Annotated in this window: 32 protein-coding genes and 2 tRNA genes; 5 read left to right on the top strand and 29 right to left on the bottom strand. The window is 66.5% G+C overall.

Annotation, left to right across the window (positions count from 1 at the left end; all coding sequences use genetic code 11):
- Positions 1-56 precede the first annotated feature (56 nt).
- The 4 genes from N5J29_RS07220 to N5J29_RS07205 form a co-directional block, all read right to left on the bottom strand.
- Positions 57-533, bottom strand: a complete 477-nt coding sequence (locus tag N5J29_RS07220; RefSeq protein WP_065181910.1) for an LEA type 2 family protein — start codon at positions 531-533, stop codon at positions 57-59.
- Between the two features lie 161 nt (positions 534-694).
- Positions 695-1,246, bottom strand: coding sequence for a lipocalin family protein (locus N5J29_RS07215; protein ID WP_164150607.1), 552 nt, complete (start codon positions 1,244-1,246; stop codon positions 695-697).
- 126 nt (positions 1,247-1,372) lie between these two features.
- Positions 1,373-1,448: transfer RNA gene (locus N5J29_RS07210), tRNA-Phe, on the bottom strand.
- A 74-nt stretch (positions 1,449-1,522) separates the two neighbouring features.
- A tRNA-Phe gene (locus N5J29_RS07205) sits at positions 1,523-1,598 on the bottom strand.
- Between the two features lie 371 nt (positions 1,599-1,969).
- On the opposite strand from N5J29_RS07205, the gene N5J29_RS07200 reads away from it, so the two are divergent.
- The gene (locus N5J29_RS07200; RefSeq protein ID WP_164150605.1) at positions 1,970-2,995 is read left to right on the top strand and encodes an NADP-dependent oxidoreductase; all 1,026 of its coding nucleotides are present in this window, start codon (positions 1,970-1,972) and stop codon (positions 2,993-2,995) included.
- A gap of 91 nt (positions 2,996-3,086) precedes the next feature.
- Here N5J29_RS07200 and N5J29_RS07195 read toward each other — a convergent pair whose 3' ends face one another.
- The gene (locus tag N5J29_RS07195) at positions 3,087-3,926 is read right to left on the bottom strand and encodes a methylated-DNA--[protein]-cysteine S-methyltransferase (RefSeq protein WP_164150603.1); all 840 of its coding nucleotides are present in this window, start codon (positions 3,924-3,926) and stop codon (positions 3,087-3,089) included.
- Positions 3,927-4,058: 132 nt separating this feature from the next.
- Here N5J29_RS07195 and N5J29_RS07190 point away from each other — a divergent pair, with 132 nt between their 5' ends.
- Both N5J29_RS07190 and N5J29_RS07185 read left to right on the top strand, forming a co-directional pair.
- Positions 4,059-4,820, top strand: a complete 762-nt coding sequence (locus N5J29_RS07190; RefSeq protein ID WP_164150601.1) for an SDR family oxidoreductase — start codon at positions 4,059-4,061, stop codon at positions 4,818-4,820.
- 109 nt (positions 4,821-4,929) lie between these two features.
- On the top strand, positions 4,930-5,103 hold the full coding sequence (locus N5J29_RS07185; protein WP_164972374.1) for a hypothetical protein: 174 nt from the start codon (positions 4,930-4,932) through the stop codon (positions 5,101-5,103).
- A gap of 287 nt (positions 5,104-5,390) precedes the next feature.
- On the opposite strand, the gene N5J29_RS07180 is transcribed toward N5J29_RS07185, so the two are convergent.
- The 9 genes from N5J29_RS07180 to N5J29_RS07140 are packed head-to-tail and all read right to left on the bottom strand — an operon-like array spanning position 5,391 to position 12,649.
- A complete protein-coding gene (locus tag N5J29_RS07180; protein ID WP_049402489.1) occupies positions 5,391-5,630 on the bottom strand; it encodes an AlpA family phage regulatory protein in 240 nt (79 codons plus the stop codon).
- On the bottom strand, positions 5,627-5,884 hold the full coding sequence (locus N5J29_RS07175; RefSeq protein WP_197623076.1) for a hypothetical protein: 258 nt from the start codon (positions 5,882-5,884) through the stop codon (positions 5,627-5,629). Before N5J29_RS07175 ends, N5J29_RS07180 begins: the two co-directional genes overlap by 4 nt.
- Positions 5,881-8,394 carry a DNA methyltransferase gene (locus tag N5J29_RS07170; RefSeq protein ID WP_197623078.1) on the bottom strand — a complete coding sequence of 838 codons (2,514 nt, stop codon included), beginning with the start codon at positions 8,392-8,394 and terminating at the stop codon, positions 5,881-5,883. Before N5J29_RS07170 ends, N5J29_RS07175 begins: the two co-directional genes overlap by 4 nt.
- Positions 8,387-8,836 (bottom strand): hypothetical protein, encoded by a 450-nt coding sequence (locus N5J29_RS07165; protein ID WP_197623080.1) that lies wholly within the window; start codon positions 8,834-8,836, stop codon positions 8,387-8,389. Before N5J29_RS07165 ends, N5J29_RS07170 begins: the two co-directional genes overlap by 8 nt.
- Positions 8,833-9,963 carry a hypothetical protein gene (locus tag N5J29_RS07160; RefSeq protein WP_197623147.1) on the bottom strand — a complete coding sequence of 377 codons (1,131 nt, stop codon included), beginning with the start codon at positions 9,961-9,963 and terminating at the stop codon, positions 8,833-8,835. Before N5J29_RS07160 ends, N5J29_RS07165 begins: the two co-directional genes overlap by 4 nt.
- Positions 9,960-10,295 carry a hypothetical protein gene (locus N5J29_RS07155; RefSeq protein ID WP_279924271.1) on the bottom strand — a complete coding sequence of 112 codons (336 nt, stop codon included), beginning with the start codon at positions 10,293-10,295 and terminating at the stop codon, positions 9,960-9,962. The genes N5J29_RS07160 and N5J29_RS07155 overlap by 4 nt, the downstream gene beginning before the upstream one ends.
- Entirely contained in the window at positions 10,292-12,199 is a 1,908-nt protein-coding gene (locus N5J29_RS07150) for a DNA cytosine methyltransferase (RefSeq protein WP_279924270.1), read from the bottom strand. The genes N5J29_RS07155 and N5J29_RS07150 overlap by 4 nt, the downstream gene beginning before the upstream one ends.
- Entirely contained in the window at positions 12,192-12,512 is a 321-nt protein-coding gene (locus N5J29_RS07145; protein WP_279924269.1) for a hypothetical protein, read from the bottom strand. Before N5J29_RS07145 ends, N5J29_RS07150 begins: the two co-directional genes overlap by 8 nt.
- Positions 12,509-12,649 (bottom strand): hypothetical protein, encoded by a 141-nt coding sequence (locus N5J29_RS07140; RefSeq protein ID WP_154583161.1) that lies wholly within the window; start codon positions 12,647-12,649, stop codon positions 12,509-12,511. The genes N5J29_RS07145 and N5J29_RS07140 overlap by 4 nt, the downstream gene beginning before the upstream one ends.
- Positions 12,650-12,684: 35 nt before the next feature.
- Here N5J29_RS07140 and N5J29_RS07135 point away from each other — a divergent pair, with 35 nt between their 5' ends.
- Positions 12,685-13,431 (top strand): hypothetical protein, encoded by a 747-nt coding sequence (locus N5J29_RS07135; RefSeq protein ID WP_197623084.1) that lies wholly within the window; start codon positions 12,685-12,687, stop codon positions 13,429-13,431.
- A gap of 20 nt (positions 13,432-13,451) precedes the next feature.
- Here the strand turns inward: N5J29_RS07135 and N5J29_RS07130 are convergent, their stop codons facing one another.
- The 15 genes from N5J29_RS07130 to N5J29_RS07060 all read right to left on the bottom strand — a co-directional run bounded on the left by N5J29_RS07130 (position 13,452) and on the right by N5J29_RS07060 (position 21,105).
- A complete protein-coding gene (locus N5J29_RS07130; RefSeq protein WP_197623087.1) occupies positions 13,452-13,709 on the bottom strand; it encodes a hypothetical protein in 258 nt (85 codons plus the stop codon).
- Positions 13,706-14,008 carry a hypothetical protein gene (locus tag N5J29_RS07125; RefSeq protein ID WP_279924268.1) on the bottom strand — a complete coding sequence of 101 codons (303 nt, stop codon included), beginning with the start codon at positions 14,006-14,008 and terminating at the stop codon, positions 13,706-13,708. Before N5J29_RS07125 ends, N5J29_RS07130 begins: the two co-directional genes overlap by 4 nt.
- A complete protein-coding gene (locus N5J29_RS07120) occupies positions 13,959-14,186 on the bottom strand; it encodes a hypothetical protein (protein ID WP_197623091.1) in 228 nt (75 codons plus the stop codon). The genes N5J29_RS07125 and N5J29_RS07120 overlap by 50 nt, the downstream gene beginning before the upstream one ends.
- Positions 14,183-14,476, bottom strand: a complete 294-nt coding sequence (locus N5J29_RS07115) for a helix-turn-helix domain-containing protein (RefSeq protein WP_197623093.1) — start codon at positions 14,474-14,476, stop codon at positions 14,183-14,185. Before N5J29_RS07115 ends, N5J29_RS07120 begins: the two co-directional genes overlap by 4 nt.
- Positions 14,473-16,206, bottom strand: a complete 1,734-nt coding sequence (locus N5J29_RS07110; RefSeq protein ID WP_279924267.1) for a YqaJ viral recombinase family protein — start codon at positions 16,204-16,206, stop codon at positions 14,473-14,475. The genes N5J29_RS07115 and N5J29_RS07110 overlap by 4 nt, the downstream gene beginning before the upstream one ends.
- Entirely contained in the window at positions 16,203-17,297 is a 1,095-nt protein-coding gene (locus tag N5J29_RS07105) for a hypothetical protein (protein ID WP_197623097.1), read from the bottom strand. Before N5J29_RS07105 ends, N5J29_RS07110 begins: the two co-directional genes overlap by 4 nt.
- A gap of 251 nt (positions 17,298-17,548) precedes the next feature.
- The gene (locus tag N5J29_RS07100; protein WP_197623099.1) at positions 17,549-17,842 is read right to left on the bottom strand and encodes a KTSC domain-containing protein; all 294 of its coding nucleotides are present in this window, start codon (positions 17,840-17,842) and stop codon (positions 17,549-17,551) included.
- Positions 17,843-17,928: 86 nt separating this feature from the next.
- A complete protein-coding gene (locus tag N5J29_RS07095) occupies positions 17,929-18,450 on the bottom strand; it encodes a hypothetical protein (protein WP_197623101.1) in 522 nt (173 codons plus the stop codon).
- Positions 18,451-18,489: 39 nt separating this feature from the next.
- Positions 18,490-18,732, bottom strand: a complete 243-nt coding sequence (locus N5J29_RS07090) for a hypothetical protein (protein WP_197623102.1) — start codon at positions 18,730-18,732, stop codon at positions 18,490-18,492.
- Positions 18,729-18,884 (bottom strand): hypothetical protein, encoded by a 156-nt coding sequence (locus N5J29_RS07085; RefSeq protein ID WP_197623103.1) that lies wholly within the window; start codon positions 18,882-18,884, stop codon positions 18,729-18,731. Before N5J29_RS07085 ends, N5J29_RS07090 begins: the two co-directional genes overlap by 4 nt.
- On the bottom strand, positions 18,881-19,090 hold the full coding sequence (locus N5J29_RS07080) for a hypothetical protein (RefSeq protein ID WP_197623104.1): 210 nt from the start codon (positions 19,088-19,090) through the stop codon (positions 18,881-18,883). The genes N5J29_RS07085 and N5J29_RS07080 overlap by 4 nt, the downstream gene beginning before the upstream one ends.
- Positions 19,087-19,428 (bottom strand): hypothetical protein, encoded by a 342-nt coding sequence (locus tag N5J29_RS07075; RefSeq protein ID WP_197623105.1) that lies wholly within the window; start codon positions 19,426-19,428, stop codon positions 19,087-19,089. Before N5J29_RS07075 ends, N5J29_RS07080 begins: the two co-directional genes overlap by 4 nt.
- Entirely contained in the window at positions 19,425-19,784 is a 360-nt protein-coding gene (locus N5J29_RS07070; RefSeq protein ID WP_197623106.1) for a hypothetical protein, read from the bottom strand. The genes N5J29_RS07075 and N5J29_RS07070 overlap by 4 nt, the downstream gene beginning before the upstream one ends.
- Positions 19,785-19,956: 172 nt before the next feature.
- Positions 19,957-20,373, bottom strand: a complete 417-nt coding sequence (locus N5J29_RS07065; protein ID WP_197623108.1) for a zinc-ribbon domain-containing protein — start codon at positions 20,371-20,373, stop codon at positions 19,957-19,959.
- Positions 20,374-20,394: 21 nt separating this feature from the next.
- On the bottom strand, positions 20,395-21,105 hold the full coding sequence (locus tag N5J29_RS07060; RefSeq protein ID WP_197623110.1) for a helix-turn-helix transcriptional regulator: 711 nt from the start codon (positions 21,103-21,105) through the stop codon (positions 20,395-20,397).
- A gap of 69 nt (positions 21,106-21,174) precedes the next feature.
- On the opposite strand from N5J29_RS07060, the gene N5J29_RS07055 reads away from it, so the two are divergent.
- Complete coding sequence (locus tag N5J29_RS07055) at positions 21,175-21,396, top strand: hypothetical protein (protein WP_197623113.1); 222 nt, start codon at positions 21,175-21,177, stop codon at positions 21,394-21,396.
- Positions 21,397-21,450: the final 54 nt, after the last annotated feature.

Here is a 21,450-nt window from a genome sequence, read left to right as displayed (position 1 = left end):
ACGTCTCGATCAGGGACAGGGAGAGCGGCGCGGTGCGCCGCGATGGAAAGTGGTGTTCAGCGCAGCACGCCCGGCAGGCCCGGCGCCTGGTTCAACGTGCTGCGGCTGCTGACGTCGAAGCTGCGCTGCTTCTTTTCCTGCGGCGTGGCTGTCACCGAACCTTTCAGGCCATAGGCCAGGGTGCGGTTGCCGGCCAGCGCATCGGCCACCACCAGGCGTGCGGCCGAGCTGGGCACCAGGTCGACCGTGATGACGTCGGCGGAGGTGCCGCCGATGGAGATGCCGGGACGGGCCTGCAGGGTGCCGGCTTCGCTGTCGCCGACGCTCAGCGCCAGGGACACATCGTCGAAGGTCATCGGCATCGAGCTGTAGTTCTGCAGGCGCAGCGCCACGGTCCAGTTGCCGTCGGCGCGGACGGTCAGCTGCTGCAGGCTGGCGGCCGGTTCCGAGACGCGCTTGACGATGCCGTCGCTGCAGGCGGCGAGGGCGAGGGTGCACAGGACGATCAAGACGGTACGGAAACGGTGCAACATGGGCGCAAGTCCTCTCAAGGGGGTGCGTTGGCGTAAGCATACTACGGCGTATGGTTAAGTGGATCGCCTGTGGCGACCCGCCGCAGAGGGTAGCGCGTGAAGATGGCGGCCGGGCACGCACAGCGCCGGAGCGGGCGCGTTGCGCGCAGCCGGAGGGCGGCTCAGTCGGCCGGTGCGTCGCGTATCGGCGCCATCAGGCGCAGCGGCGCCAGGTCGTAGCCCATCGCCTCGGCCTTGGCCTTCAGCTGTTCGAACCGTGCGCGGTCCATCTCCGGCAGGCGCGACAGGATCCACAGATACTTGCGGTCAGGGCCGCCGACCATCGCCCACTGGTAGTCCGGATCCAGCGCCAGCACCCAGTAGTCGGCCCAGACCAGCGGCACCCAGCTCAGCCAGTCGGGGACGAAGCGCATCTGCAACTGGCCGGGATGTCCGGCCACGGGCCGGGCCACGCCTTCAGCCACCACGCGTTCGCCGTCGCCATTGCGGCAGGCATTGGTGACGCTGATGCGGCCATCGCGGCGCAATGCATAGTGTGCGGTGATGTCGCCGACGCAGCGCTTCTGGAACGACACGGGCAGGTGGGCGATCTCGTGCCACTGGCCGGCATAGCGGTCGATGTCCAGTGCATCGACGGCACGCACGGGTTCGCTGGCGGTCGCGGACAGCGAAGCCAGCAGCAGGCAGGCGAACAGGGCAGGGCGCAGATGCATCGGCAGACTCCGGCAGGACACTGGAGCGTAGGGGGCGTGCTGCGTGCCGGTGTGAATGTTTCGTCAACCGCCTGCATGGCGCGCCGGAAACAAAAAAAGACCCGCATTTCTGCAGGTCTTCAAGCATGGTGGCCGAGGACGGAATCGAACCGCCGACACGGGGATTTTCAATCCCCTGCTCTACCAACTGAGCTACTCGGCCAGATTGTGCGGCGGACCGCGATCGACAGCGGTGGCCGGAAAAAAAAGACCTGCATCTCTGCAGGCCTTCGAACGTGGTGGCCGAGGACGGAATCGAACCGCCGACACGGGGATTTTCAATCCCCTGCTCTACCAACTGAGCTACTCGGCCACGTGTTTCGTTGCAGCGACGTCGCTGCCAAGGACGCGCATATTACGGAGGTCGGCTGTCTTCGGCAAGCATTTTGGAAAAAAACCTTCACATTGCCGTCTGCGCGGGCGCAAGTGGTTGATCCTGCGTCGTGCCGAGGTGGCGGCGCCGGTCGATGGCGGACGAGGCGGGTGGTCGCGGCGGCGGCGAGGGTCGTCGCCTGCAGCGGAAATCAGCGGGCCGCCCGCATCGGCAAACATGCAGGGGCAAGGCATGCGGCCGCGGTTGCATCAGGCAGGCGATGGAACGCTGTTTTCGCCGCCGCACGCGCCGATCGTCGCGGCGTATTGTCGCCCCTCCTGTCCAATGCTGTCCGCAGCAGAGTCCATCCCATGGCTGATCAACCGACCACCACCCGCATCGTCCTCGCCTCGCGGCCGCAGGGTGCACCGATCGCTGCCAATTTCCGCCTGGAGCAGTCGCCGCTGCCGGCGCCGGCAGCAGGACAGGTGCTGCTGCGCAACCGCTATCTGTCGCTGGATCCGTATATGCGCGGGCGCATGGACGAGGGACCTTCCTATGCGCCTCCCGTTGCCGTGGGTGCGGTGATGGAAGGGCAGACCGTCGCCGAAGTGCTGCAGTCGAATGCGGCGGGAATCGCGGTGGGCGAGTTGTTCCTGGCGCCGGGTGGATGGCAGACCCATGCGGTGCTGGATGCGCAGGTGCTGGGGCGTCGGCTGGACCCGGCGGGCCTGCCGCTGAGCACGGCACTCGGCGTGTATGGCATGCCGGGATTCACCGCGTATTCCAGCCTGCATGAAATCGCCCGGCTGCAGCCGGGCGAGACGCTGGTGGTCGCCGCTGCGACCGGGCCGGTGGGGGCAACCGTCGCCCAGCTGGCCAAACTGCAGGGCGCCCGCGTGGTCGCCATTGCCGGTGGCGATGGCAAGCGTGCCTACCTGCAATCGCTTGGCGTGGATGTGGCGCTGGACCATCGCGCGGCTGATTTCGCCGCGCAGCTGCGCGCCGCCGTGCCGGACGGCATCGACGTCTACTTCGAGAATGTCGGCGGCCACGTACTCGACGCGGTGCTGCCACTGCTCAACGATTTCGCCCGCATTCCGGTCTGCGGCACCATCGCCACCTACAACGCGCGCGGCGTCGAGCATCCCGGGCCCGATCGCCTGCCGGCATTGTTCAGCCAGATCCTGCGGCAGCGGCTGACGGTGCGCGGCTTCATCGTGCACGACTTCAGCCACCTGTGGCCGCAGTTCGAGCGCGAGATGGCGCACTGGCTTCGGGAAGGGCGCATCCAGTACCGCGAGGACGTGGTCGAAGGGCTGCAGAACGCACCGGATGCCTTCTTCGGGCTGCTGCAGGGGCGCAACTTCGGCAAGCTGGTGGTGAAGCTGGACTGAGCCCTCGCCGGTGTCCGCAGGGCATGGCCCGGCGCTGCCACGGCGCGAGAGCCGGCCACGGTCGGCATCCACCGGTCCTGATGGGGCGGCATCAGCCGTTGGCGGCGTTCTCCCGGCGCAGCAGTTCGCGCTTGCGGGCCACACCCCAGGCATAGCCGCACAGATCGCCATCGCGGCGCACCACGCGATGGCATGGCACTGCCACCGCCAGTGGATTGCTGGCGCAGGCACGCGCGACCGCGCGGCTGGAGCGCGGTGCGCCGATGCGCGCGGCAATGTCGGCATACGATGCGGTCTGCCCTTGGGGAATCTGCTGCAGCGCCTGCCAGACGCGCTGCTGGAAGGCTGTGCCGCGGATGTCCAGTGGCAGTGTCGCGCCACGTGCCGGATCCTCGACCAGGCCGATCACCTGCGCCACCAGCTGCTCGTAGCCGCTGTCGGCGCCGACCAGCTCAGCCTGGCGGAAGCGTTGCTGCAACGACTGCAGCAGCGCTTCCGGATCGTCGCCGAGCAGGATCGCCACCACGCCGATGCTGCTGCTGGCCACCAGTACGCTGCCCAGCGAGCTTTCGGCGATGGCGAAATGGATCACCTCACCGCGTCCACCGCTGCGCCATTGCCGGGGCGTCATTCCCAGCAGGCGCGGCGCGTTCTCGTAGAAGCGGCCGCTGGAGCCGAAGCCGGCGTCGTGGAAGGCATCGGTGATGCGCGCCTGCTGTTGCAGTCCTGTGCGCAGCCGATCGGCACGCAGGGCCGCCGCATACTGCTTCGGGGTCAATCCGGTGGCCTGCTTGAACAGGCGATGCAGCCGGGTCGGGCTGCAGCCCGCCAGTTCGGCAAGCTCCTGCAGCGAGGGTTCGTCGAGGCGGGCCTGCAGGTGGCGGCAGACGCGTTCGACGCGGGCATCGGTGGTTGCGATGGCAGTGTCCATGCGTCGATTCTGGCACGTGCCCCGCTGGCGGAAACTCCGTTTCCTGCACGCGCCGGCAGGGCCTGGAAACGGAGTGTCAACGGGGCAGGGGCGCGACATCGTAGGGTCCACTTCACTGCCTGGACCCCGAACATGCGCCTGCACGACAAGATCGCCCTCATCACCGGTGCCAGCGCCGGCATCGGCCGCGCCTGCGCGCTGCGTTTCGCCGCCGAGGGCGCAAGGCTGGTGCTCAACGCGCGGCAGCCGGAGCCGTTGCAGGCGCTGGCCGATCAGATCCGTGCTGCCGGCGGCGAGGCGGTGGTGCATGCCGCCGATGTCGCCGGGCCGGACACTGCACAGGTGCTGGTCGACCTGGCGCAGCGGGCCTTCGGAGGCCTGGACATCGCGATCAACAATGCCGGGATGCTGGGGCCGGGCGTGCCCGCTGCGGAGTTTCCGGTGGACGCCTGGAGGCAGGTGATGGCCACCAACCTCGATGCAGCCTTCCACGCCGCGCGTGCGCAGTTGCCAGCCCTGCTGGCGCGGGGCGGCGGCTCGCTGGTGTTCGTCGGCACCATCGTCGGCCATACCGTCGGCTTGCCCGGCATGGCCGCCTACGCCTCGAGCAAGGCCGGGCTGATCGGCCTGAGCCAGGTGATCGCCGCCGAGTACGGCGCACGGGGCGTGCGTTGCAACGTGCTGCTGCCCGGCGGCACCGACACCGAGATGGGCCGGCAGGCTGCGCCAGACGAGGATGCGCTGGACTTCGTACGGTCGCTGCATGCGCTCAAGCGCCTGGCCGGGCCGGAAGAGATCGCCAACGCTGCGCTGTTCCTGGCCAGCGATGAAGGCAGCTTCGTGACCGGCAGTGCGATGCGCGTGGACGGCGGGATATCCATCAATCGCACCTGAGGGGACGGCCGGCGGCTGCACATGGCGTTCGCGCCGGACTGACCCGTCCGTTACCCGGCGACCTCTAGCGTGGCTCCAGCGCCGGCCTCCGCCGGCGGCGGAGCCACGCATGAGCAGACACGAAAAGGACACGCCCGATCCACGCCAAGGGGTGCAGGAAAGCCGCCAGGACCGGAAGCAGGACGACGTCGCCAAGCAGCGTCCGGGACAGCGCGACCAGCAGGTACGTGACACCCACTCGCGCAGTCCACGGCGCAAGGATGGTGGGCAGGAGCCTGCCTGACGCGTCATTGCTGCAAGCGCCCTCGGCCCGAGCCAGCGGCTGCCCGATGCTGGGTGTGTCGCCACCGGGCTCGGTCATGCGCAGGTCGCGCGTCTCATCGGCCCGTTAGCCCGGGGCGCGCAACGAAAAAGGCCGGACCCTGGGTGTCAGGAGTTCCGGCCTTTTTCATGCCCTGGTGGGCATGTGGATGGTGGAGCCAAGGGGAATCCCGTTACTCGCTACAGGCCTTGTGCTGCAATGGTTTCGATGTGACACGATAGTGACGTGCCCCCAGATGTGCCCCCAGATCACGCGGCTTTCGGCAGACCCCGCTCATCCACGTTGCGGGCCTCCATTTTGGACAGAATCCATGCGTTGATCTCGTCCTCGGACCAGGCGGAACAGTTGCCGCCGAGGTCGATTTGCGCAGGAAACTCGCCGCGGCGGATCCGGTCATAGATGGTGTTCTTGGCCAGCCCGGTCCTTGCGCTAACTTCCTTAAGGCGGAGCAGGTTGGGGACACGGGGCAAGGTGGTCGGGTCGTTCATGCTTCCTCCTTCGGCGCGCCGGCGGCGGCCAGATTGGTGCCGCAGTGGCGGCGTTTCGATACGGGGGCCATGATCCGCTCAGCTTCGGCCCGGTCCCCACGGGATAGTTCGATCAGGGCCAGGCCGCGAGCCTCCCAGGCGCGCACTGTGGCCTTGCTGGCCTTACCGAGGTCGATGCCAGAAAGGCTGGCCAGCACATGCCCCACCTCGCGGAAGTCGGGCACGTTGGCGCCTTGCAGCAGGTCGGCGCTCATGCGGCTTGATCCATTGGGGGCTCCAGGCCTTCGAACAGGTCCGGCATCGACATTTCCCGCTCGGCGGCCTGCAGGTACTTCACCCCATCGAGGAAGTAGCTGGCAGACAGCTCGGCGGCCCGGCCGCGCCGGCGCAGCTTGAGGGCGCGGTACGGGACGGTGAACAGGCCGCCGAAGGGATCGAACACCAGCTCACCAGGGTTGCTGTAGCGCTGGATCAAGCGGTCCACGATGTCGAACTGCAGGGGGCAGATGTGGTTCTCCAGGCCCTTCTTGGTCTGGTCACCGTTGAGTGTCAGCATGCGGTTCACGTCGTGCCACACATCGGGGTGGTGGCTGCCGGGCGCCAGTGACATGAAGTCGGAGGGCAGCGCTCCGCGTGCCTCCAGCTGCTCACCGATGCGCACATGGGCCTCGTAGTCGTAGACCTCTGCCAAACTATGCTGGGTGAAGATCTTGGCCAGCTTTCCCGGGCCCAGCTTGGCCATCTCCTCGGCAGTCATCAGCCGGTTGCCGCTGGAGCGCCAGAACGCATGCGCGTCGACCTGCCACCGCGCCCTGGTGTAGGCGGCTTTCTCCTTTCGCACCGGCTCGTCGGCATAGCCCTTCGAACGGTTGGTCTGCGGCTTCCGCAGCAGCACGATGTACTCCGGGGAGCCGGCGCCCATCTTGGTTCCGTCCTTGCACTGCTCAGACCAGCCCAGGCGATAGGTCTGGTTGTTCTCGCGCACCACGTCCGTGACGACGGTGATCAGGCCCATGTAGTCGAAGCCGTGCTGGCGGTAATGGAAGATCGTTTCGGCATGGAACGGGCTCACGGTCGGGGCGCCCGCGCCGGTGACCGATCCGAACTGAATCCTGTCCTTTACGTGGATGGCGGCGATCCGGCCCGGCTTCAGCACGCGCAGTAACTCCGGCGCCAGATGGTCCATCTGGGCCCAGAAGTGCGCGTTGTCGTCGGTGTGCCCGAAGTCGTTGTAGCTGGGGCTGTACTCGTAATGGTTGGCGAACGGGATCGAGGTCACGATCAGGTCCACGCTATCCTCGGCCATGCCGCGCGTTTCCAGGACGCAGTCGTTGTTGGCCACCGTCCAGCCCTCTCCGCTGGCCTCGATCCGCTCCACTCCGATCGATCGCTGCAGCACCTGCGCCATGGCGGCCTTGCTCAGGCCGTATTCCCGGATGATCTCGCTCATCTTCTCCACCATCTGTTCGTGCCGCTTCCACTTCTCCATGAGGCTGGCCAGCACCTCGCGCTCGCTTTCAGCGTGGACGATCCACACCTCGACGCCGTGCTGCTGCTGGTACCGCTGGATGCGGTGGATCGACTGGATGAAATCGTTGAATTTGAAGCCGATGCCGGCGTACACGGCCAGGTGGCAATGCCGCTGGAAGTTGCAGCCGCTGCCGGCGATGACCGGCTTTGCCGACAGGATCCGGGTCTCGCCGTCGCTGAATGCCACAACCGCCGCCTCGCGCTCATCCAGATCCTGGTCGCCGTAGATGCTGACCGCCTCCGGTACCGCTGCAGCTAGGGCGTGGCGCTCGGCTTCCAGGTCGTGCCAGATCAACCAGTGGTCGTCCGGCCGTGCACCGACGATCTCCTGCACCGCCGCCACTCGCGCCGGCAGGGTGTCGCGCTTCTCGCGGGCGGCATCGATCACCCCCAGCGCGGCATCGCGGAACATCTTGGCCTGGCCGTCCCGTTCGGTACCGGCGCTGCCGTGGTCGACCGGAACCTCATGGAAGTGCACCTGCAGGGCGGGCAGGTCATACCCCTCATCGCTGTAGCCCAGGTCTGACGGCCGCTGCAGGAACAAGGCCCAGCTGGCCACCCACAGCCAGAACTCGCGCTCCTTGTGGGGGTACAGCATCAGGTTGTTCGCCTTAGTGCTGTCGCGCTTGAACCAGCGGGTCAGGGCCTGGCCTGTGTCCATGACGCCCAGGAAACCGGCGTAATGGATCAGCTCCTTGTAGCGGTTCGGGCTCGGCGTCGCGGTGGCGACGAACCGGTACCGGACGTCATCGAACAGGGTCAGGAACTGCTGGTAGGTCTTCGACCCGAAGCTGCGCAGCACCGACGCCTCATCGAGGCTGGCCGCGGTGAACAGGTTGGGATCCAGCTTGCCGTCGCGCACCGATTCGTAGTTCGTCAGGTGCACGCCGTCGAACTCGGGGTCGACCTCGCCGCTGGAGCGCACGAACCGCGTAGCCATGCCCAGCATCGCTGCATCGCGACGGAACTCCTGCCGGACACCCAGCGGGATCACGATGCCGACCGCGCCGCCCTGGTGCTGGCGGGCCAGCCTGCAGATCTCCAGCTGCTGCACGCTCTTGCCCAGGCCGAAGCGCTGGAACAGGGCGCGCCGGCCGCCCTGGCACGCCCACACGACGCTGTCGCGCTGGTGGGGCTTGAGGATCGGGGAAACGTCCTCCGGCTGAACGTCGAAGCCCAGCGACGGGGCGACGCGAACCTTGCGCTCGAGGAAGTCGCGATAGGGGTCAGCCATTGGGCATCTCCTGCGGCAGCAGCTTCTGGTGCTGCACGTGCTCGATGACTGTCTCCCCGCTGGGCAGCAGGATGTGCGACAGGAACGCGGCCTCGAAGGTCAGCATGCCGATCTCGATTGCCGTGACCTGGCCTTTCACCCAGTCGCGCAGGATCGAATAGACGGCCACGCCGCCGATCTTGAGCGCCTTGGCTTCGTGTTCGGCTCGAGTGGCCCGGATCCGGGGGCCGTAAGGATGCTCGCGCAGCCAGGCGGCTGCGTAGCCGCGCGCGCTGGCCTTGAGCTGCACCTGTCGCCCGCGGTGCTCGAACTGGATGAACAGTTCGCCGGTCTCGTAGTCTTCACCGGTGGCGAAGCGCTGGCATCCGAAGGATCGCAGCATCTTTTGGATGTCATTGATCGCGTTGTTGCCGCTGGTGGCGTTCTCGTAGGGGAGGCTCATTTGCCCACCGCCTGGCTGTCGATCCGGGCCCGCGCATCGGTGACCTGTTGCCTCATCGCGCGGCCACTGGCGGCCAGTTCCTCTCGGGAATAGCCATCAACTGAGGCGCAGATGGTTGCCAGCCCCTCAGCGGCCTGCAGCGCCTCGCGCACCGGCCCCAGGTCCACGGCCTGCGCGGGCAGTGCATGCCGCTCCATGATCAGTCGCAGGTCGAGCAGCCGGATGCACACTGTGTCGGCGGCATCAGGGTCCTCCGGGTCCAGCTCGCAAACGTCGCGGATGACCAGCTCGTACCACTCAGGCATCGTCCCCACCGGCTGGCGGGCAGCATCAACGGCCAGTTCTCCGGAATTTCCGGACGGCTTATTTGATGCCATGCGATAGACGGCCCGGTCCCAAGCAACGCCCGACATGCCGCCGTTGTGCTGGCCGCTGTCCACCATCTCGCGGTAGAGGGCATTGAGCCGCGCGTCGATTTCGGTGTCGGTGATCTGCCCCACCGGCTGGCGGGCGGCGAGAGCGTCGGCCTGCCGGTCGATCTTTCCCGCGAACGGTGCCAACGCCTGGCGAAGTCGCGTAGCTCGCTGGGGGCCAAACCAAAGCCCAGTGCTTACCGCGCGGTCGCCACATTCTTCGGTTCCGGCACTAGCGGACTCTACAAGCAGTTCAACACATAAGCGCGCACCTTCCAGCCGGTCAGCCAATCGGCTATGCCCCTTGGCGACAAGCACGTTGCAAGCGCGCGCAAGCACATCGAGCGGGTTCTCGTCCGGTGAGAGGGCCAGCGCATCCCCCTGCCCAGCCGGGGAGGGCTGGGCGGAGAGGGCTGCTTGCCAGCTCTTCCATGTCAGCTGGGCGACCGGATCGGCGTACACGTCCGGATGGACTGAATCGCGGTCGGCCATGATGTTCCCGCCACGGTAGCTCTGAGCATGGGCCCACGCCTCAAACCGTGCCCGCTCGTCCTGACCTGGCTCGCGCGGAACCAGCAGCGCCGGCCCATCCCCGCGCAGCTCGCGCACGCGGTTGGCTACGTCCATCTTGCTCATGCCCGGCTGGCCGAAGAGCGCTTCGGCGATCTGTGCGTCCAGGCGCTGCTCTGCGCCGTCTGCCATCGTGGTGTTCATGCGTGCGTCTCCAGAAGGAATTTGGGGTCGATCTGCCAGCCGGCCTCGCGGGCACCGAGCAGGCGCAGCTCGTTGGTGTCGAACTCGTCCAGGCCGAGCAGCTTCGCGGCGAGCTCGATGTGGGTCGGGGAGATGGGCCGGTCGCGGTAGAAGAGGTCGTAGACGTTGTGCTTCGAACAGCCCCACGCGTCGGCCAGGTCCTGCATGCGCTTGCCTTCTTCGACCAGGTGCCGTTTCAGGTGCGCGCGCACGCTGTCGATCGAGCGGGGGATCCGGATCGGACGGCCACCGGCGGCCATTCCGTTGTTGGCGTGTTGGCGACGGATGCTCATGCGGCGTCCCTCATCAGGCCCATGGCCAGTGCCTTCGCCGTGCGGTTCGGTACCGCGTTGCCGATCTGCTTGGTGATCTCGGTGGCGTTGCCGGCGAAGTCGTAGACCTCGCCCTCGTCATCGAATGAGGTGGCCCGTGCCAGCTCGCGCCAGTGCAGCATCCGGTAGTTGATGTCGATCCGGACCTCGTCGGCGACATCTGCTGCAGCGGCGGCCAGGCCCAGTTCGCCCCGGTTGGCACCGGTGATGGTCGGCAGCGGCTCACCCACGCCTCTTACGCGCTCGCCACCGTGGTGGGTCACCGGCATGGTGAAAGGCTCGGCCAGCGCCAGGGATTCGGAGCAGGTGATGGTGGGCATGGGCTCGCTGGCCGGCCGCATGTCGCCCGTCCGGCCGGTACCGACGTTGCCGCGCATGACGATGGGCTGCGCCATGCTGATGTCGCCACCGGCTGCAGTCGGGGTCGGCAGCGGGCCGTCGAGATCCAGCACGCGGCCGGCGGGGTCCCTGCCGTCGCTGTCGCCGTGCGAGGCGCGCATCAGCACCGGCTCGGCAAGGCCGAATCGGGCCTTGGTGGTGACGGACGGGACCGGCTCGGCCACCGACTGCGCGGTGGCGGTGGCGCCGTAATACTGGGCCACCAGCGGCACAGCCAGCGCCTGGTCGCCGCCCTTGGCGGTGGTCACCGTCCGGATCGGCTCAGCGGCGGAGCGGGGCACGCCGGCGCTGCTGGTGTTCGACGTGGGGACGATGATCGGCTCGACCAGCTGCGGCCGTGCGCAGCCGGGGCGCTCAGCACCCGCGCCGCCGGTGGTGATGGTCGGCAGAGGCTGGTCGAGGTCGCGCGCGGCACCGCCGCTGCTGGTGGCCAGCACCAGACCGACATGGCTGCCGCCGGCGGTGAGCGTGGGCAGCGGCTCGTCGGCGGACTTCGCCGTGGCCTGCAGATGCTGCTCGCTGGTTCCGCGCAGGTGGACCAGCATCGGATCCGCGCTGACCAGGCCCAGGGTCACGGCCTCGGCACGGCTGAACACCAGTCGCGGGGCCTGGCCGTCGAGCAGAGCCTGCACGGCATCGATGTATGGTCGGGGCCAGGAGTACTTCACCGCGCCAGCGAGGATCCGCCGCAGGGTGTTCGGCTTCAGCGGCTTCTTGCGGGTGAAGATGCTCTTGCCGGTCATGGTCCAGTCGATGACCTCGCGGGCGCCACGCCAGCGCGGACGGCTGCCCAGCAGGTCGGTACCGCCCACGCGATCGTGCGTGAACTCCGGCCAGGACAGCCGCTTGCCGTCGCTGCGGCCGATCAGGAAGAAGCGGCGGCGGGTGGTCGGGTCGCCGAAGTCGGCGCAGCAGACGACCTTCCAGTCCACCTTGAAGCCCACGGCCTCCAACGCGGCAACCCACGCGCGGAAGTACTCGCCGCGGCGCGACTTGATCGGCCGGCCGGTGACCAGACTGCACGGGCCCCAGTCCATGAACTCCGGCACGTTTTCCACCAGCACGCGCGCCACGCGCAGCTCCGTGCACCACCGCACGACGTGCCACGGGTCCATGCGCTGCTGGTCGTGCACCGGCCGGCCGCCGCGCGCGCGGCTGTGGAAGACGCAGGACGGGGCAGCCGTGAGCAGGTCCAGGCGACCCTCGGGGACGATGGTCAGCGGCAGGGCCGATTCCAGGTCCGCGCAGTGGATGCGGTCGGCGTGCTCCTTGTGGTTGCGGCGGTTGGTCTCGATGGCGACTGGCCAGTGGTTCACACCGATCATCTGCACCGGCAGGCCCAGCTGGCGCATGGCGCGGGCCGTGCCGTTGGACAGGCCGCCGGCGCCGCAGAACAGGTCGGCCACCAGCATCGGGCGGGTCTTGCGTGCAACGCGGATCTCTGGGGCGCGGGAGCCGTCAGCCATGGTGTTCTCCGTTCAATTCGGCGCGCAGCTGCTCAACGCGCTTGCGCCAGTAGTCGATGGTTTCGTCGCTGCTGCTGCGCAGCGTTTCGTGGTGCCCGAGGGCCGATGCAGCGGTAACCAGGTCTGCGACCAGGCCGGGCCGGGTGGTGCTGGTGCTGCCGCCTGCGCGCAGCTCGGCCACCTCGGCCTGCAGTTGCTGGATGCGCTCGTTGGCCTGGGCCAGCCACTGCCGGTAGGCGTCCTTCGTCGGCTGCCGCATGCGCGCGGGAATGCCAGGATTCTCAGGCGCCGGCACCAGCACCAGGCCGCTCACCCCCGGGCCTCGCGCCTGGCTTCGGCCAGGATCTCGCGCAGGTCGTCCTGCACCTTGCGGTCCTCACCTTGGGCAACGGCAGCGGCCAACGCGCGCTCCAGCGCGTAGACCCGGTCGTTCGGATGGATGTAGGTCATGGCAGAATCGTCTCCAACAGGGACGGGGGTGCAGCGTGGTGGAATATTTCTGGCGGTTGGTGGCGGGTGCGGTCTCTTGCGATCCTCGTGCGCCGACCTGCGTGATCGACTGGGACGTCGTCTCTGCAGTGGCGACAGCGTCCGCAGTGGTCGTGGCCATGGGTGCAATCTGGGTAGAGAACAAGCATCGAAACAGCGAGCGAACCCGGGCTGATAGAATCCGCAAGGATGATCTGGACGCAGCTCTGAGGCGCGAAGAGGCAGAAGCTGAGCGAATTGCCCAAGCTCGAAAATCGCGAGCGAGGCGGCTCGCAAAGATATTTGACCGTGAACTGACTGAGGCAGCTAGGCATCTGACCACGCTGAGCAAACTGCTGGAGGCTGCTACCGCTAAGGACATCTCCCAGTTCGAAAAAATCTATGCAAGACCGTTGGGTCCCGACGTATTTCGGATGCACGAGCGGTTTCTTGATCAGCTTGACGTCTTTCCCGACATGCTGGCCATCTCCATCGTCAACAACATGACCAACTGGTCGAGCATTCCCCTGTTCTCCGAGGGCTTGGCCCAATCTCCCGGTGTCGACCTGCTTCGAATTCGCAACAAGGTGCTGACCGATATCGAAGCGCGCCTGGCACTCTTTGGCGAGACGAAGAAAGAGCTCCTGCAGTACTTCGCCGACCTTCCGGGGCTTAAGTCCTTCACCTTCGATGAGATCCGAACGATGAATGAAGCAGATGCGGAGCGACGCCGCCAACGACGGGAAGGCGGCAGCAGTTCGTAGGTGTGTGAATGAGCAAGGCCTCATGCCGCAACCCCCAACGCCACCAGGTCGATGTCGTCCACCTTGTCGCGCAGGTAGCGGCGCGCGCGGCGAAGGTGCCCGGCGATCACCGCGCGGTCCTGATGGGCGAAGAACGTCAGCTCGTGCATGTGTAGCGCACGGCGGTGGTCTCGGCGGTACAGGCGCCAAGTGATGGCGCTCCCATCCACGGTCGGGAACCGACCCCAGGCGAAGCCCATCGTTTCTTTGGGCGCGCGGCGGGCGATGTGGCGGCTCATGGCGTCACCCCGTGCGCGTCACGCTGATGGTCGGCCAGGCCGATTTCGCGCACCCGGCGCCCGCAGGCGGGGCACGGCACTTTCTTCTGGCGGGCCTGCTCGGCAGTGTGGCGTGCGATGTTCTCGGCCTTGCGTTCTTCCTTCGTCGGCCGGCAGTGGCGGCAGTAGCGGGCGAATCCCTGGCCACAACCCGGCAGGTAGACGCCGCAGCCTTCGCACAAGTCGCCGTCGATCATCATGTCGGCGTACTCACCCATGGCTTGCCCCCTTCTTCCCAGCTCTGCGGCGATCAGCACCACCCTCAACCACCTGCCGGCGGCTGATCGTGCGCCTGTCGATGCCGCTGGTGCCCAGCATCTGGACCTTGTCGCCGGCGGCCTCGAAGCGCGCAATGTCGCTTGCCAGCTTCTGGCGGTCCTCCTCCTTTTCGCGGTCACTCGCCTGGCCGAATACCGGCCGCACGTGAATGCTGCTCATGCTGCTGCTCCTTCGTAGACCCAGCGGCGCACGGTCCCGAACGGGACACCCAGTGCGGCGCTGATCTGGTTGACGGTGTGGCCGCTGGCCCGGAGCTGCCGGGCGCGGCGTTTGGTGGTGACCGGCCAGTACCGGGCGTGCGGCTGGCGCGGTACCGGCATCCCTTGGCAGCGAGCCATGTCCTGGACCGCGCGGGGCGTGCGCCCGAGGGCAGCCGCGACGGTCATCGCGTCGCAGCCCTCCATCTGGCGCAGGGCCCGCAGTTCGCTGGTGCGCCAGAACTCCATCACGCGGCCAGCGGGTACTGGTCGGCCGCATCCTGCAGGCCGTGGATCATGGCCCGGCACATGTCCGGGAACTGCGCCTGGTCGTAGAGCTTCGCGGCACCGGTGGCGTTGATCGGCTTGAACCCCAGCAGGGCCAGCCCATCGGCGCTGATCGAGAGCGGGGCGATGCGCGCGTTGATGTCGCCGAGCTTGATCTTGACCACCTCGCGCGGCGCGGCGTTCGGTGCCGGGGCGCTCGTCACTGCCGTCGGAGCGGTGCGCACCGGTACCGCAGTCGCTGCCGGCGCGGCTGCCACCGGTTCGGTCTGCTGCTGGGCCGCTGCCGTCTGCGCTGCCTGGGCTGCCTGCTCAGCGGCGGCGGCCTTCTGCGCGCGCTCCTCCTCTTCCTTGCGGATCTTCTCGCGCTCGGCGTCCAACCGATCCTGCTCCGCCTGCTGGTGCTGGGAGATGCGCGCCGCCATCAAGTTGCGCAGGTCCTCTGCCGACTTCGTGGAGCACAGCTGCACGCGGTCGGGGAACAGCGCGGCATGGGTGCCGACCTCCATTTCCATCACGCGGATGTTGGCGCGGATCCGCTCGGCTGACTGGCTCGCATCGACCTTCGCGTTGGCGGCGACTGCATCCACCGCTTCCTGCATGCTGGCGAACGAGCGCTTGCCCTTCATCGCGTCGCCGATATCGGCAATCAGCTGCGCCGGCATCGGGATGGCGTGCTCGCCCAGCGTCTCGTTGATGGCCAGCACGTGCTGCTGCACGGCGCGGCGGGCGGCGTTACCGATCTCGGTGCGCCGCTCGTCCTTGCGGGTCTTGACGCGCTTCTCCAGCGCCAAGCGCTTGGAGCGGGCTTCCTCAGCGATCGCGTCGATGGTCTTGAACAGCAGGTCGATGCTCTGGGTCTGGCTGAGGGCATGCTGCTTGGCCGCCTTCAGCTGGTCCTCAATGTCGCCGCACCACTTCACGGTCTTCTCTGCATCGGCGAAGTCCTGGTCGCTGACCAGCTCGGTGCTGATGCCCTGGAACACGGCGATGGCCTGCTCCTTCCATTCGGCGAGGTTTGACGCGGTGACCATGCCGGTCACTTCGATGCGCAGGGCCGGCATCTGGTCCGGGGCGCGGCCGGGGGCCACCGGCTCGGCGACCGGCGCCGGGTCATACGCAAGCACGTCGGCATCGAATTGGGCCCAGCCGGCCACGATCCTGGCGCGTAGCTCCGGGTTCGGGGTGTACCAGCAGTGGCGCTCCTCGACCAGCTCGTCGCCGGCCCACTTCGAGGCCATGAACAGGACGCGCTCGGCGCCGCTGACCATGGCCTGATGCTCCATCTGCACCTGGTAGTGCAGCGGCAGGCAGGCATCGGTGCCGTCCAGCGGCATGGCCAGACGCAGGTCGTCGTTGAGCGACTTATGCTCGAAGGCCGTGTCTTCCAGTAAGGTCAGGCCGTCGAAGCTGGCCGAGAACTTGCCGTCCACACCGACGCAGGGATACAGCTCCTCGCCGATGATGCGCTCTGCCAGCGGCCGGGCCAGGTCTTCGAAGCGGTGGCCGTCGGCGAAGCGCTGCAGCGTGGCAGCGTCGTGCTCGATGGTCGCGCCGGTGGCGAACTCGCGCACCAGTTGGCTGCGGGTTTTATACGGGCTGCAGCCCATCATGGCCGGCGCGTCGCTGGCGTTGAAGTGGCTGGCGCGGTGGGCATGCCATTCCGGCGTGCCCTGGATCAGTTCGACGGTGATCATTCGGCCACCTCCTCAGCCACGGCCGGGCCGGTCCGCTGCTCGCTCTCGGGTTTCTCAGCCAGCGCCAGGATCTGCTCCTTCTGCTGCTCGGTGAGCGTGCCCTTCGTCTGCGCCATCGCGATGATGGCGTCCGGGGTCTTCTTTCCGGCCGCGATAGCCGCTTTCCACTGCGGCAATGCGGCGGTGAACGCTTCCTTGGTATACGGAGGCTTCTTGTCACCACCCGATTGGCCAGACGCTGCTTGATCTGCCTTGTTCTCCATTACGCTCTTCCACGATGCCTCGCCGTCGCGAATCGCACCGTAGATGCCGCGCAGATTGACCAGCTCGGCAGGCGAGCAGGTGTCGAGAGAATGACCGAGGAACTCTGCCAGATCCGCGGCCTTCACTCCGATCTCGCCGAAGGCGTCAGCAATCCGCTTGCGCTCTGCGCTCGGATCAGCCGCGGCAGAGTCCAGGCGAATGGCCTTGATGATGGCCTCGGCTTCGTCCTGCAGGTCCCCCGGGATGATTCGAAGCCCGAGCGTACGGATCGCCTTGGAGATCTGCGCGGAGCGCTTGTTCAGGAGGTCATCATCCGTTGCCGTGACGGTATAGACGTTCCGGCCATAGCTGTTCTTTCGGACGCTGATGTAGCTTCCATCATCAGAGGGGCGTGACCGTTCCACGGTTCGCGTAACGCGAACATCCAGCGGGTAGGTCACGTTGGATTCGAGGTCAGTGACAGAGACGCGGTGGATTTCCTTCGCGTCGTCCTCGTAGACCATAGTGGTCTCGACAAGAACGTTGGTCATGCAGCGAATCGCGACTTCAACGAAGCGAATTCCGAGTCCTTCGACGCCGTCGCCAATCGGCTTGCGGTAGTAGGCCGATTTGTTGTTAGCGAAACTGGGGCGGCGGCATTCACGCAGGAGGTCCTGGCGCACCTGGTCCCAGATGCGCGGCCGTTGCAGCGCCATCACATACCGAGCTTCGACCATGGCCTTGGCCTGAGCGGCGACGGCAGTCGACGCGGTTTCGGATACAGCCAATGTGGTGTTGGTACCGCTGAAATCTTGGCGGGTCGCAATCGCCTGAGCAGGCACGTTCATGTCTATGGTCTCCGGCCGGCGTGGCCGGCGTTGTGGGAATAGGGGGGAGAGGGCCGGTGCTGATCTCCGGCTTGACGGGACTCAAACCCGCCTACGTTCAACGGTCACCGCGCGTCGCTTCGCCAGCATCAACCGGGTCTGCCGGTTCCGCCGTCACCAGCGGATTCGCTTTCGCTACCAGCCCCGAACTACATCGGGGGTTCTTTCCCGGACGTGAGCGCATCAGCCTGCGCATTCCTCTCCGTAGGCGGTCAGGCGGCCAGCTGCTGCTCGGCGACCTTGTGGTACGGGTACTTCTCCGGGAACGGCTTGATGTACGCGGTGAAGTGCTTGCCGATGGATTCGGCGTCCTTGAACGCCTGGAACTCCTCGGCGCTGAAGTTGGCGAAGTGGTAGACCGAGCCCGGGCCGCGCGCATCGCCGCTGCCGCGCTTGAAGCAGATGGCGAGGGTGTTGGTGGCGGCGTCGTGGCCGATGCTGTGGATCTGCGAGCTGTCGACGTCGAACAGCTGGATGCGGCCGGTGGCCGGGGTGGTGCTGGTCATGTTGTGCTCCAGGGCGGGTAGAGGGTTGCCCGTCTTTCCGGGCTGTCAGCCATGCGCCACAGGGGGGGGAGCGCAGGGCGGGGGGATCAGGCAGCGAGGTCTTCCTGCTGCGTGGTTTCATCGGCCTGGCCGGGCTGAAGAGTCAGGACGACGTTTGCGCGGATCAGCGCTTCGGTCAGTTCGGCAACTTCGTCGGGGGTGACGCTGGCGGAGGCCTTGAACGACAGCTCCACGCTGCCGCCTTCCTTCGGGGCAATCACAAAATTCTTGAGCTTCACGTCCACCAGGAAGATCGGCTGGGTGCTGTCCAGCTCACCGTCGATCTGCAGCTCGAAACCCTTGAATTCATGGCCAACCTTGATGGGCTCCAGGCTCGGAATCTTGATCTCGGTCAGGTGGTCGCCGATGGTCGGCAGAGATTGCTGCTCACCCTTGCCCGGCTTTCTGAACAGCGCCTTGCGCAGTTCCTTGTCGAAGTGGTCCAGCACCAGGTTGCTGGTGCTGGTGGTGATGGAAATGTCGACCGCCAAGTGCCGCTCATCGCCATGTTTCTCGATTCGCAGGTTGACGTTGGTGACCGTCGCAGGGATCTTCTTCAGGTGGAACATGTGGACCTCTTCGGTTGAGCCGGGCAGGCCGGCAGTGGGTTACTGCAGGTCGTCCGCCGGCTCACGTGAGGCCGATCCCTGGCTGCTGGTGGAAGGGGACAGCAGTTCGATCAGGTGCTTCCACGCGCCGTAGATGACCCAGATGACCCAGGCGATGAACGCGGCGGCGGCGAAGACGGCAGAGAGGACGTTCCGGAAGACCCACAGGGCCGCGATGGCGGAACCCAGCAGCACGCCGAGGGCAAAGATCGCCAGCACTGCTGAAAGCTGGGCGCGGGTCATGCCATCACCGCCTGCAACATGTCCTGGAAGATCAGTACAGCCGTGCCGCCGACGATGAAGCCGATCAGCGCGCCGTAGACCATGAACTCCGCAGACATGCGGGTGGATTCGGCCAACAGCAGATCCTCAAACTGGGGCGTCTTGTCGCTCATGCGGCCTCCGGGCCCGGCTGGTTGGTGAACTCGTCCCGGAACTGGCGGCGCAGGCGCAGCGCGTTGTCGACCACCGACAGGCCACGATTGCCGAGGCGCTGCTCAGCGTTGAGGCGGCGGAACAGCGGCGCCGGGCTGAGGCCGGTGCTGGCGATCGCATCGCGCACGGCCTGGAACTCGCGGATCTGGCGAACGTTGGTGCTCATGCGGCTTCTCCTTTGACGCGGGCGAGGGCGGCGGCGCGGCGATTCCACGCTTCGCGCGCCGCGAGGAATTCGTTGTGCTTGGAGTGGTCGGCGAGCCATGCCGCGCGGGCACGGTCGTATTCCGAATCGGCGGCGATCAGCTCGGCGACCGCGTCACGGAGTGCGAGGAGTTCAGTGAGCAGGACCTTTGCGTGATCCGCCATGCGGTCGGCGGTGACCTGGCGTGCGCCAAGCTTCACGGCAGCCTTGTCGGCGTGCCTGCCGTAGCGCGCGGCGCGCTCGGCTCGATCCTTGAGTTGGGCATCCAGCATCGCCAGCGCGTTGACTGCGTCGCTCATGCCGCCACCTGCACATCGGCGCCCAGGGCGAACGGGTTGGGCAGGGCACGGTAGGTGTCGATCAGAGCCTGACGGCGCTTCCGCATCGACTCGACCTGGCTCAGGTCCATGCCGGTGTCGGACAGCTCGTCCGGGAACCCGATCATGGTCAAGGCATGGCGGCGAGCCGCCTCCCAGGCCATCTCTTCGGTGGCGCCAGCGAACAGCGCTGCGCGATAGGCGGTCTCCACGCCGGGCATACCCAGGCCAGAGTTCTTCAGGTTGCCGATCAGGACCGGTACGTTCCGGCGCTGGCGGCGGACTTCCACCTCGGGGTGGAGGTCGGTGACGGTGCGGTTGTGGGCGGTTTGGTCCATCTCGGGCTCCGGCGGTCCAGCACGGTGCTGGTCGACGGCCGCAGATTAGGGGGCTAAACGATAGAAGTCAAGCGCCCTAAACGCTATTTGCTAAACGAGGCAGCCCAGAGCGATCCCAAGGCACAAAAAAGCCCCGACAGGCGGGGCTTTTGGATGATCGATCAGGATTGCGTCAAGGGGCTCGCCCCCACCTGGTTTGGAAGTCCTCGCGGAGCTGACTGCAGGCCTTCGCATGGAACTGGAGCATGTCGGGCGTGTACTGCCGATCTGCATTCATCTCCTTGTAGCGTTCCTCGCAAAATTCAATTGTGCGCCGGTCCTTCGCTTGTTCATTTGCCGTGTCTTGGCTTTGGCTCCACGCTCCATTCGATCGCTGGAAGCCGCGGACAAACAGCGCCAGGGAGAACACCGCCACTACAGCGAGGATGATTGCACCCACTGTCATTGGCGTGAACGTTACGGCGCGCGCGGGCGGCGGAATGTGGGCCTTGATCGTGGGGGCTGCATTGACCGGCGCGCCGCATCGTGGACATGCCGCTGCCTTGTCGCTGACTTGATTCCCGCACTCCGCACACTCGATCAGAGCCATCGGTTCCTCCTTGAATTAGCCTTAGAACTCTTCGCCGCGGCGCATGATTGCACCACCAACGATGCGCCCAGCTACATGCAGCGTATCCAGTTCACCTGAAGGGACGACGGCGCTCTGATACTTCGGATTGGTGCTGACAATGTGCAGGCCGTTCGGGAGCATCTGCAACCGCTTAACCATCGTGTAGCCGTTGAGGTTGATGAGGTAAACGCCGTCGCCATCGAAGTAGCGGCGAGCCGTATCGACCATGAGCACGTCTCCCGTGCGAATGTCCGGGTACATCGAATCTCCATGCACCGTGATCAACTGCACACGTCCTTCCTCGGGAAGGAAGCCGATCTGGCTGCGAACCTGCCATTCAGCGACGTCGACCTCGCGGAGGACTGCGGGGAAATCCTGATTCACCATGCCACCTCCGCCGGATGCCTGACCTTCCATCATGTGGAAGCGAACATAACCGGCGGGAATCTCAGGCGCGGAGACAGTAGGCAACGGGCCGGCGTCGCCTCGCATGGGTGCCTCCCCATAGAGCAGCCAGCGTGGCCGAATCGCAAGCGCAGCGCAGATGCTCTCGACGACGTGCGCCTTGATGTTCTCGGGCTGGACCTTTCCTTCGGTCTGCCATTGGCTGACCTGGCCCTTGGTCGTTCCGGCGAGGGTGGCTATCTCCTGCAGGGAGCGTCCGGATTCTCGAACGGCCAGGGCCATGCGGGCGGCGAATGTCTCTCTCATTTAGTGAGCTTAACGAGTTGATCGTTTAGTGAGCTTGTACGAATGCGTTTAGAGCACTACACTCGCGCCATGAACATGACCAAGCGCGCAGTAAGGGAGGCCCTCGGCGGTAAAGACGCCGACGTGGCTCGCTTCTTCGGAGTGACGGCTGGTGCGGTTTCGCAGTGGCCCGACGATGAGCTGCTGCCCGAGGGTCGGCAGTGGCAGGCGAGGGCGTTGCGCCCCGACCTGTTCGGAGACTACCGACAGCCGCCAGCCAACGATCCCGACCACCAAGACGTGGCGGCCTGACCGTGCTCCATGCCCCTCTCCAGCTTTCCCGTGCGTGTGGTGACCGCGGGCCTT

The organism is Stenotrophomonas sp. GD03680 (assembly GCF_029844625.1).
Taxonomy (GTDB): Bacteria; Pseudomonadota; Gammaproteobacteria; order Xanthomonadales; family Xanthomonadaceae; genus Stenotrophomonas; species Stenotrophomonas maltophilia_P.
The sequence above is the reverse complement of the archived record's forward strand: the minus strand, read 5'-3'. Positions and strand labels throughout refer to the sequence as shown.

What these genes read in the sequence shown, in the direction of transcription:
- N5J29_RS07220 (WP_065181910.1), bottom strand. Translation starts at nt 533, where the DNA reads ATGTTGCACCGTTTCCGTACCGTCTTGATCGTCCTGTGCACCCTCGCC.
- N5J29_RS07215 (WP_164150607.1), bottom strand. Translation starts at nt 1,246, where the DNA reads ATGCATCTGCGCCCTGCCCTGTTCGCCTGCCTGCTGCTGGCTTCGCTG.
- N5J29_RS07200 (WP_164150605.1), top strand. Translation starts at nt 1,970, where the DNA reads ATGGCTGATCAACCGACCACCACCCGCATCGTCCTCGCCTCGCGGCCG.
- N5J29_RS07195 (WP_164150603.1), bottom strand. Translation starts at nt 3,926, where the DNA reads ATGGACACTGCCATCGCAACCACCGATGCCCGCGTCGAACGCGTCTGC.
- N5J29_RS07190 (WP_164150601.1), top strand. Translation starts at nt 4,059, where the DNA reads ATGCGCCTGCACGACAAGATCGCCCTCATCACCGGTGCCAGCGCCGGC.
- N5J29_RS07185 (WP_164972374.1), top strand. Translation starts at nt 4,930, where the DNA reads ATGAGCAGACACGAAAAGGACACGCCCGATCCACGCCAAGGGGTGCAG.
- N5J29_RS07180 (WP_049402489.1), bottom strand. Translation starts at nt 5,630, where the DNA reads ATGAACGACCCGACCACCTTGCCCCGTGTCCCCAACCTGCTCCGCCTT.
- N5J29_RS07175 (WP_197623076.1), bottom strand. Translation starts at nt 5,884, where the DNA reads ATGAGCGCCGACCTGCTGCAAGGCGCCAACGTGCCCGACTTCCGCGAG.
- N5J29_RS07170 (WP_197623078.1), bottom strand. Translation starts at nt 8,394, where the DNA reads ATGGCTGACCCCTATCGCGACTTCCTCGAGCGCAAGGTTCGCGTCGCC.
- N5J29_RS07165 (WP_197623080.1), bottom strand. Translation starts at nt 8,836, where the DNA reads ATGAGCCTCCCCTACGAGAACGCCACCAGCGGCAACAACGCGATCAAT.
- N5J29_RS07160 (WP_197623147.1), bottom strand. Translation starts at nt 9,963, where the DNA reads ATGAACACCACGATGGCAGACGGCGCAGAGCAGCGCCTGGACGCACAG.
- N5J29_RS07155 (WP_279924271.1), bottom strand. Translation starts at nt 10,295, where the DNA reads ATGAGCATCCGTCGCCAACACGCCAACAACGGAATGGCCGCCGGTGGC.
- N5J29_RS07150 (WP_279924270.1), bottom strand. Translation starts at nt 12,199, where the DNA reads ATGGCTGACGGCTCCCGCGCCCCAGAGATCCGCGTTGCACGCAAGACC.
- N5J29_RS07140 (WP_154583161.1), bottom strand. Translation starts at nt 12,649, where the DNA reads ATGACCTACATCCATCCGAACGACCGGGTCTACGCGCTGGAGCGCGCG.
- N5J29_RS07130 (WP_197623087.1), bottom strand. Translation starts at nt 13,709, where the DNA reads ATGAGCCGCCACATCGCCCGCCGCGCGCCCAAAGAAACGATGGGCTTC.
- N5J29_RS07120 (WP_197623091.1), bottom strand. Translation starts at nt 14,186, where the DNA reads ATGAGCAGCATTCACGTGCGGCCGGTATTCGGCCAGGCGAGTGACCGC.
- N5J29_RS07110 (WP_279924267.1), bottom strand. Translation starts at nt 16,206, where the DNA reads ATGATCACCGTCGAACTGATCCAGGGCACGCCGGAATGGCATGCCCAC.
- N5J29_RS07105 (WP_197623097.1), bottom strand. Translation starts at nt 17,297, where the DNA reads ATGAACGTGCCTGCTCAGGCGATTGCGACCCGCCAAGATTTCAGCGGT.
- N5J29_RS07100 (WP_197623099.1), bottom strand. Translation starts at nt 17,842, where the DNA reads ATGACCAGCACCACCCCGGCCACCGGCCGCATCCAGCTGTTCGACGTC.
- N5J29_RS07095 (WP_197623101.1), bottom strand. Translation starts at nt 18,450, where the DNA reads ATGTTCCACCTGAAGAAGATCCCTGCGACGGTCACCAACGTCAACCTG.
- N5J29_RS07090 (WP_197623102.1), bottom strand. Translation starts at nt 18,732, where the DNA reads ATGACCCGCGCCCAGCTTTCAGCAGTGCTGGCGATCTTTGCCCTCGGC.
- N5J29_RS07085 (WP_197623103.1), bottom strand. Translation starts at nt 18,884, where the DNA reads ATGAGCGACAAGACGCCCCAGTTTGAGGATCTGCTGTTGGCCGAATCC.
- N5J29_RS07080 (WP_197623104.1), bottom strand. Translation starts at nt 19,090, where the DNA reads ATGAGCACCAACGTTCGCCAGATCCGCGAGTTCCAGGCCGTGCGCGAT.
- N5J29_RS07075 (WP_197623105.1), bottom strand. Translation starts at nt 19,428, where the DNA reads ATGAGCGACGCAGTCAACGCGCTGGCGATGCTGGATGCCCAACTCAAG.
- N5J29_RS07070 (WP_197623106.1), bottom strand. Translation starts at nt 19,784, where the DNA reads ATGGACCAAACCGCCCACAACCGCACCGTCACCGACCTCCACCCCGAG.
- N5J29_RS07065 (WP_197623108.1), bottom strand. Translation starts at nt 20,373, where the DNA reads ATGGCTCTGATCGAGTGTGCGGAGTGCGGGAATCAAGTCAGCGACAAG.
- N5J29_RS07060 (WP_197623110.1), bottom strand. Translation starts at nt 21,105, where the DNA reads ATGAGAGAGACATTCGCCGCCCGCATGGCCCTGGCCGTTCGAGAATCC.
- N5J29_RS07055 (WP_197623113.1), top strand. Translation starts at nt 21,175, where the DNA reads ATGAACATGACCAAGCGCGCAGTAAGGGAGGCCCTCGGCGGTAAAGAC.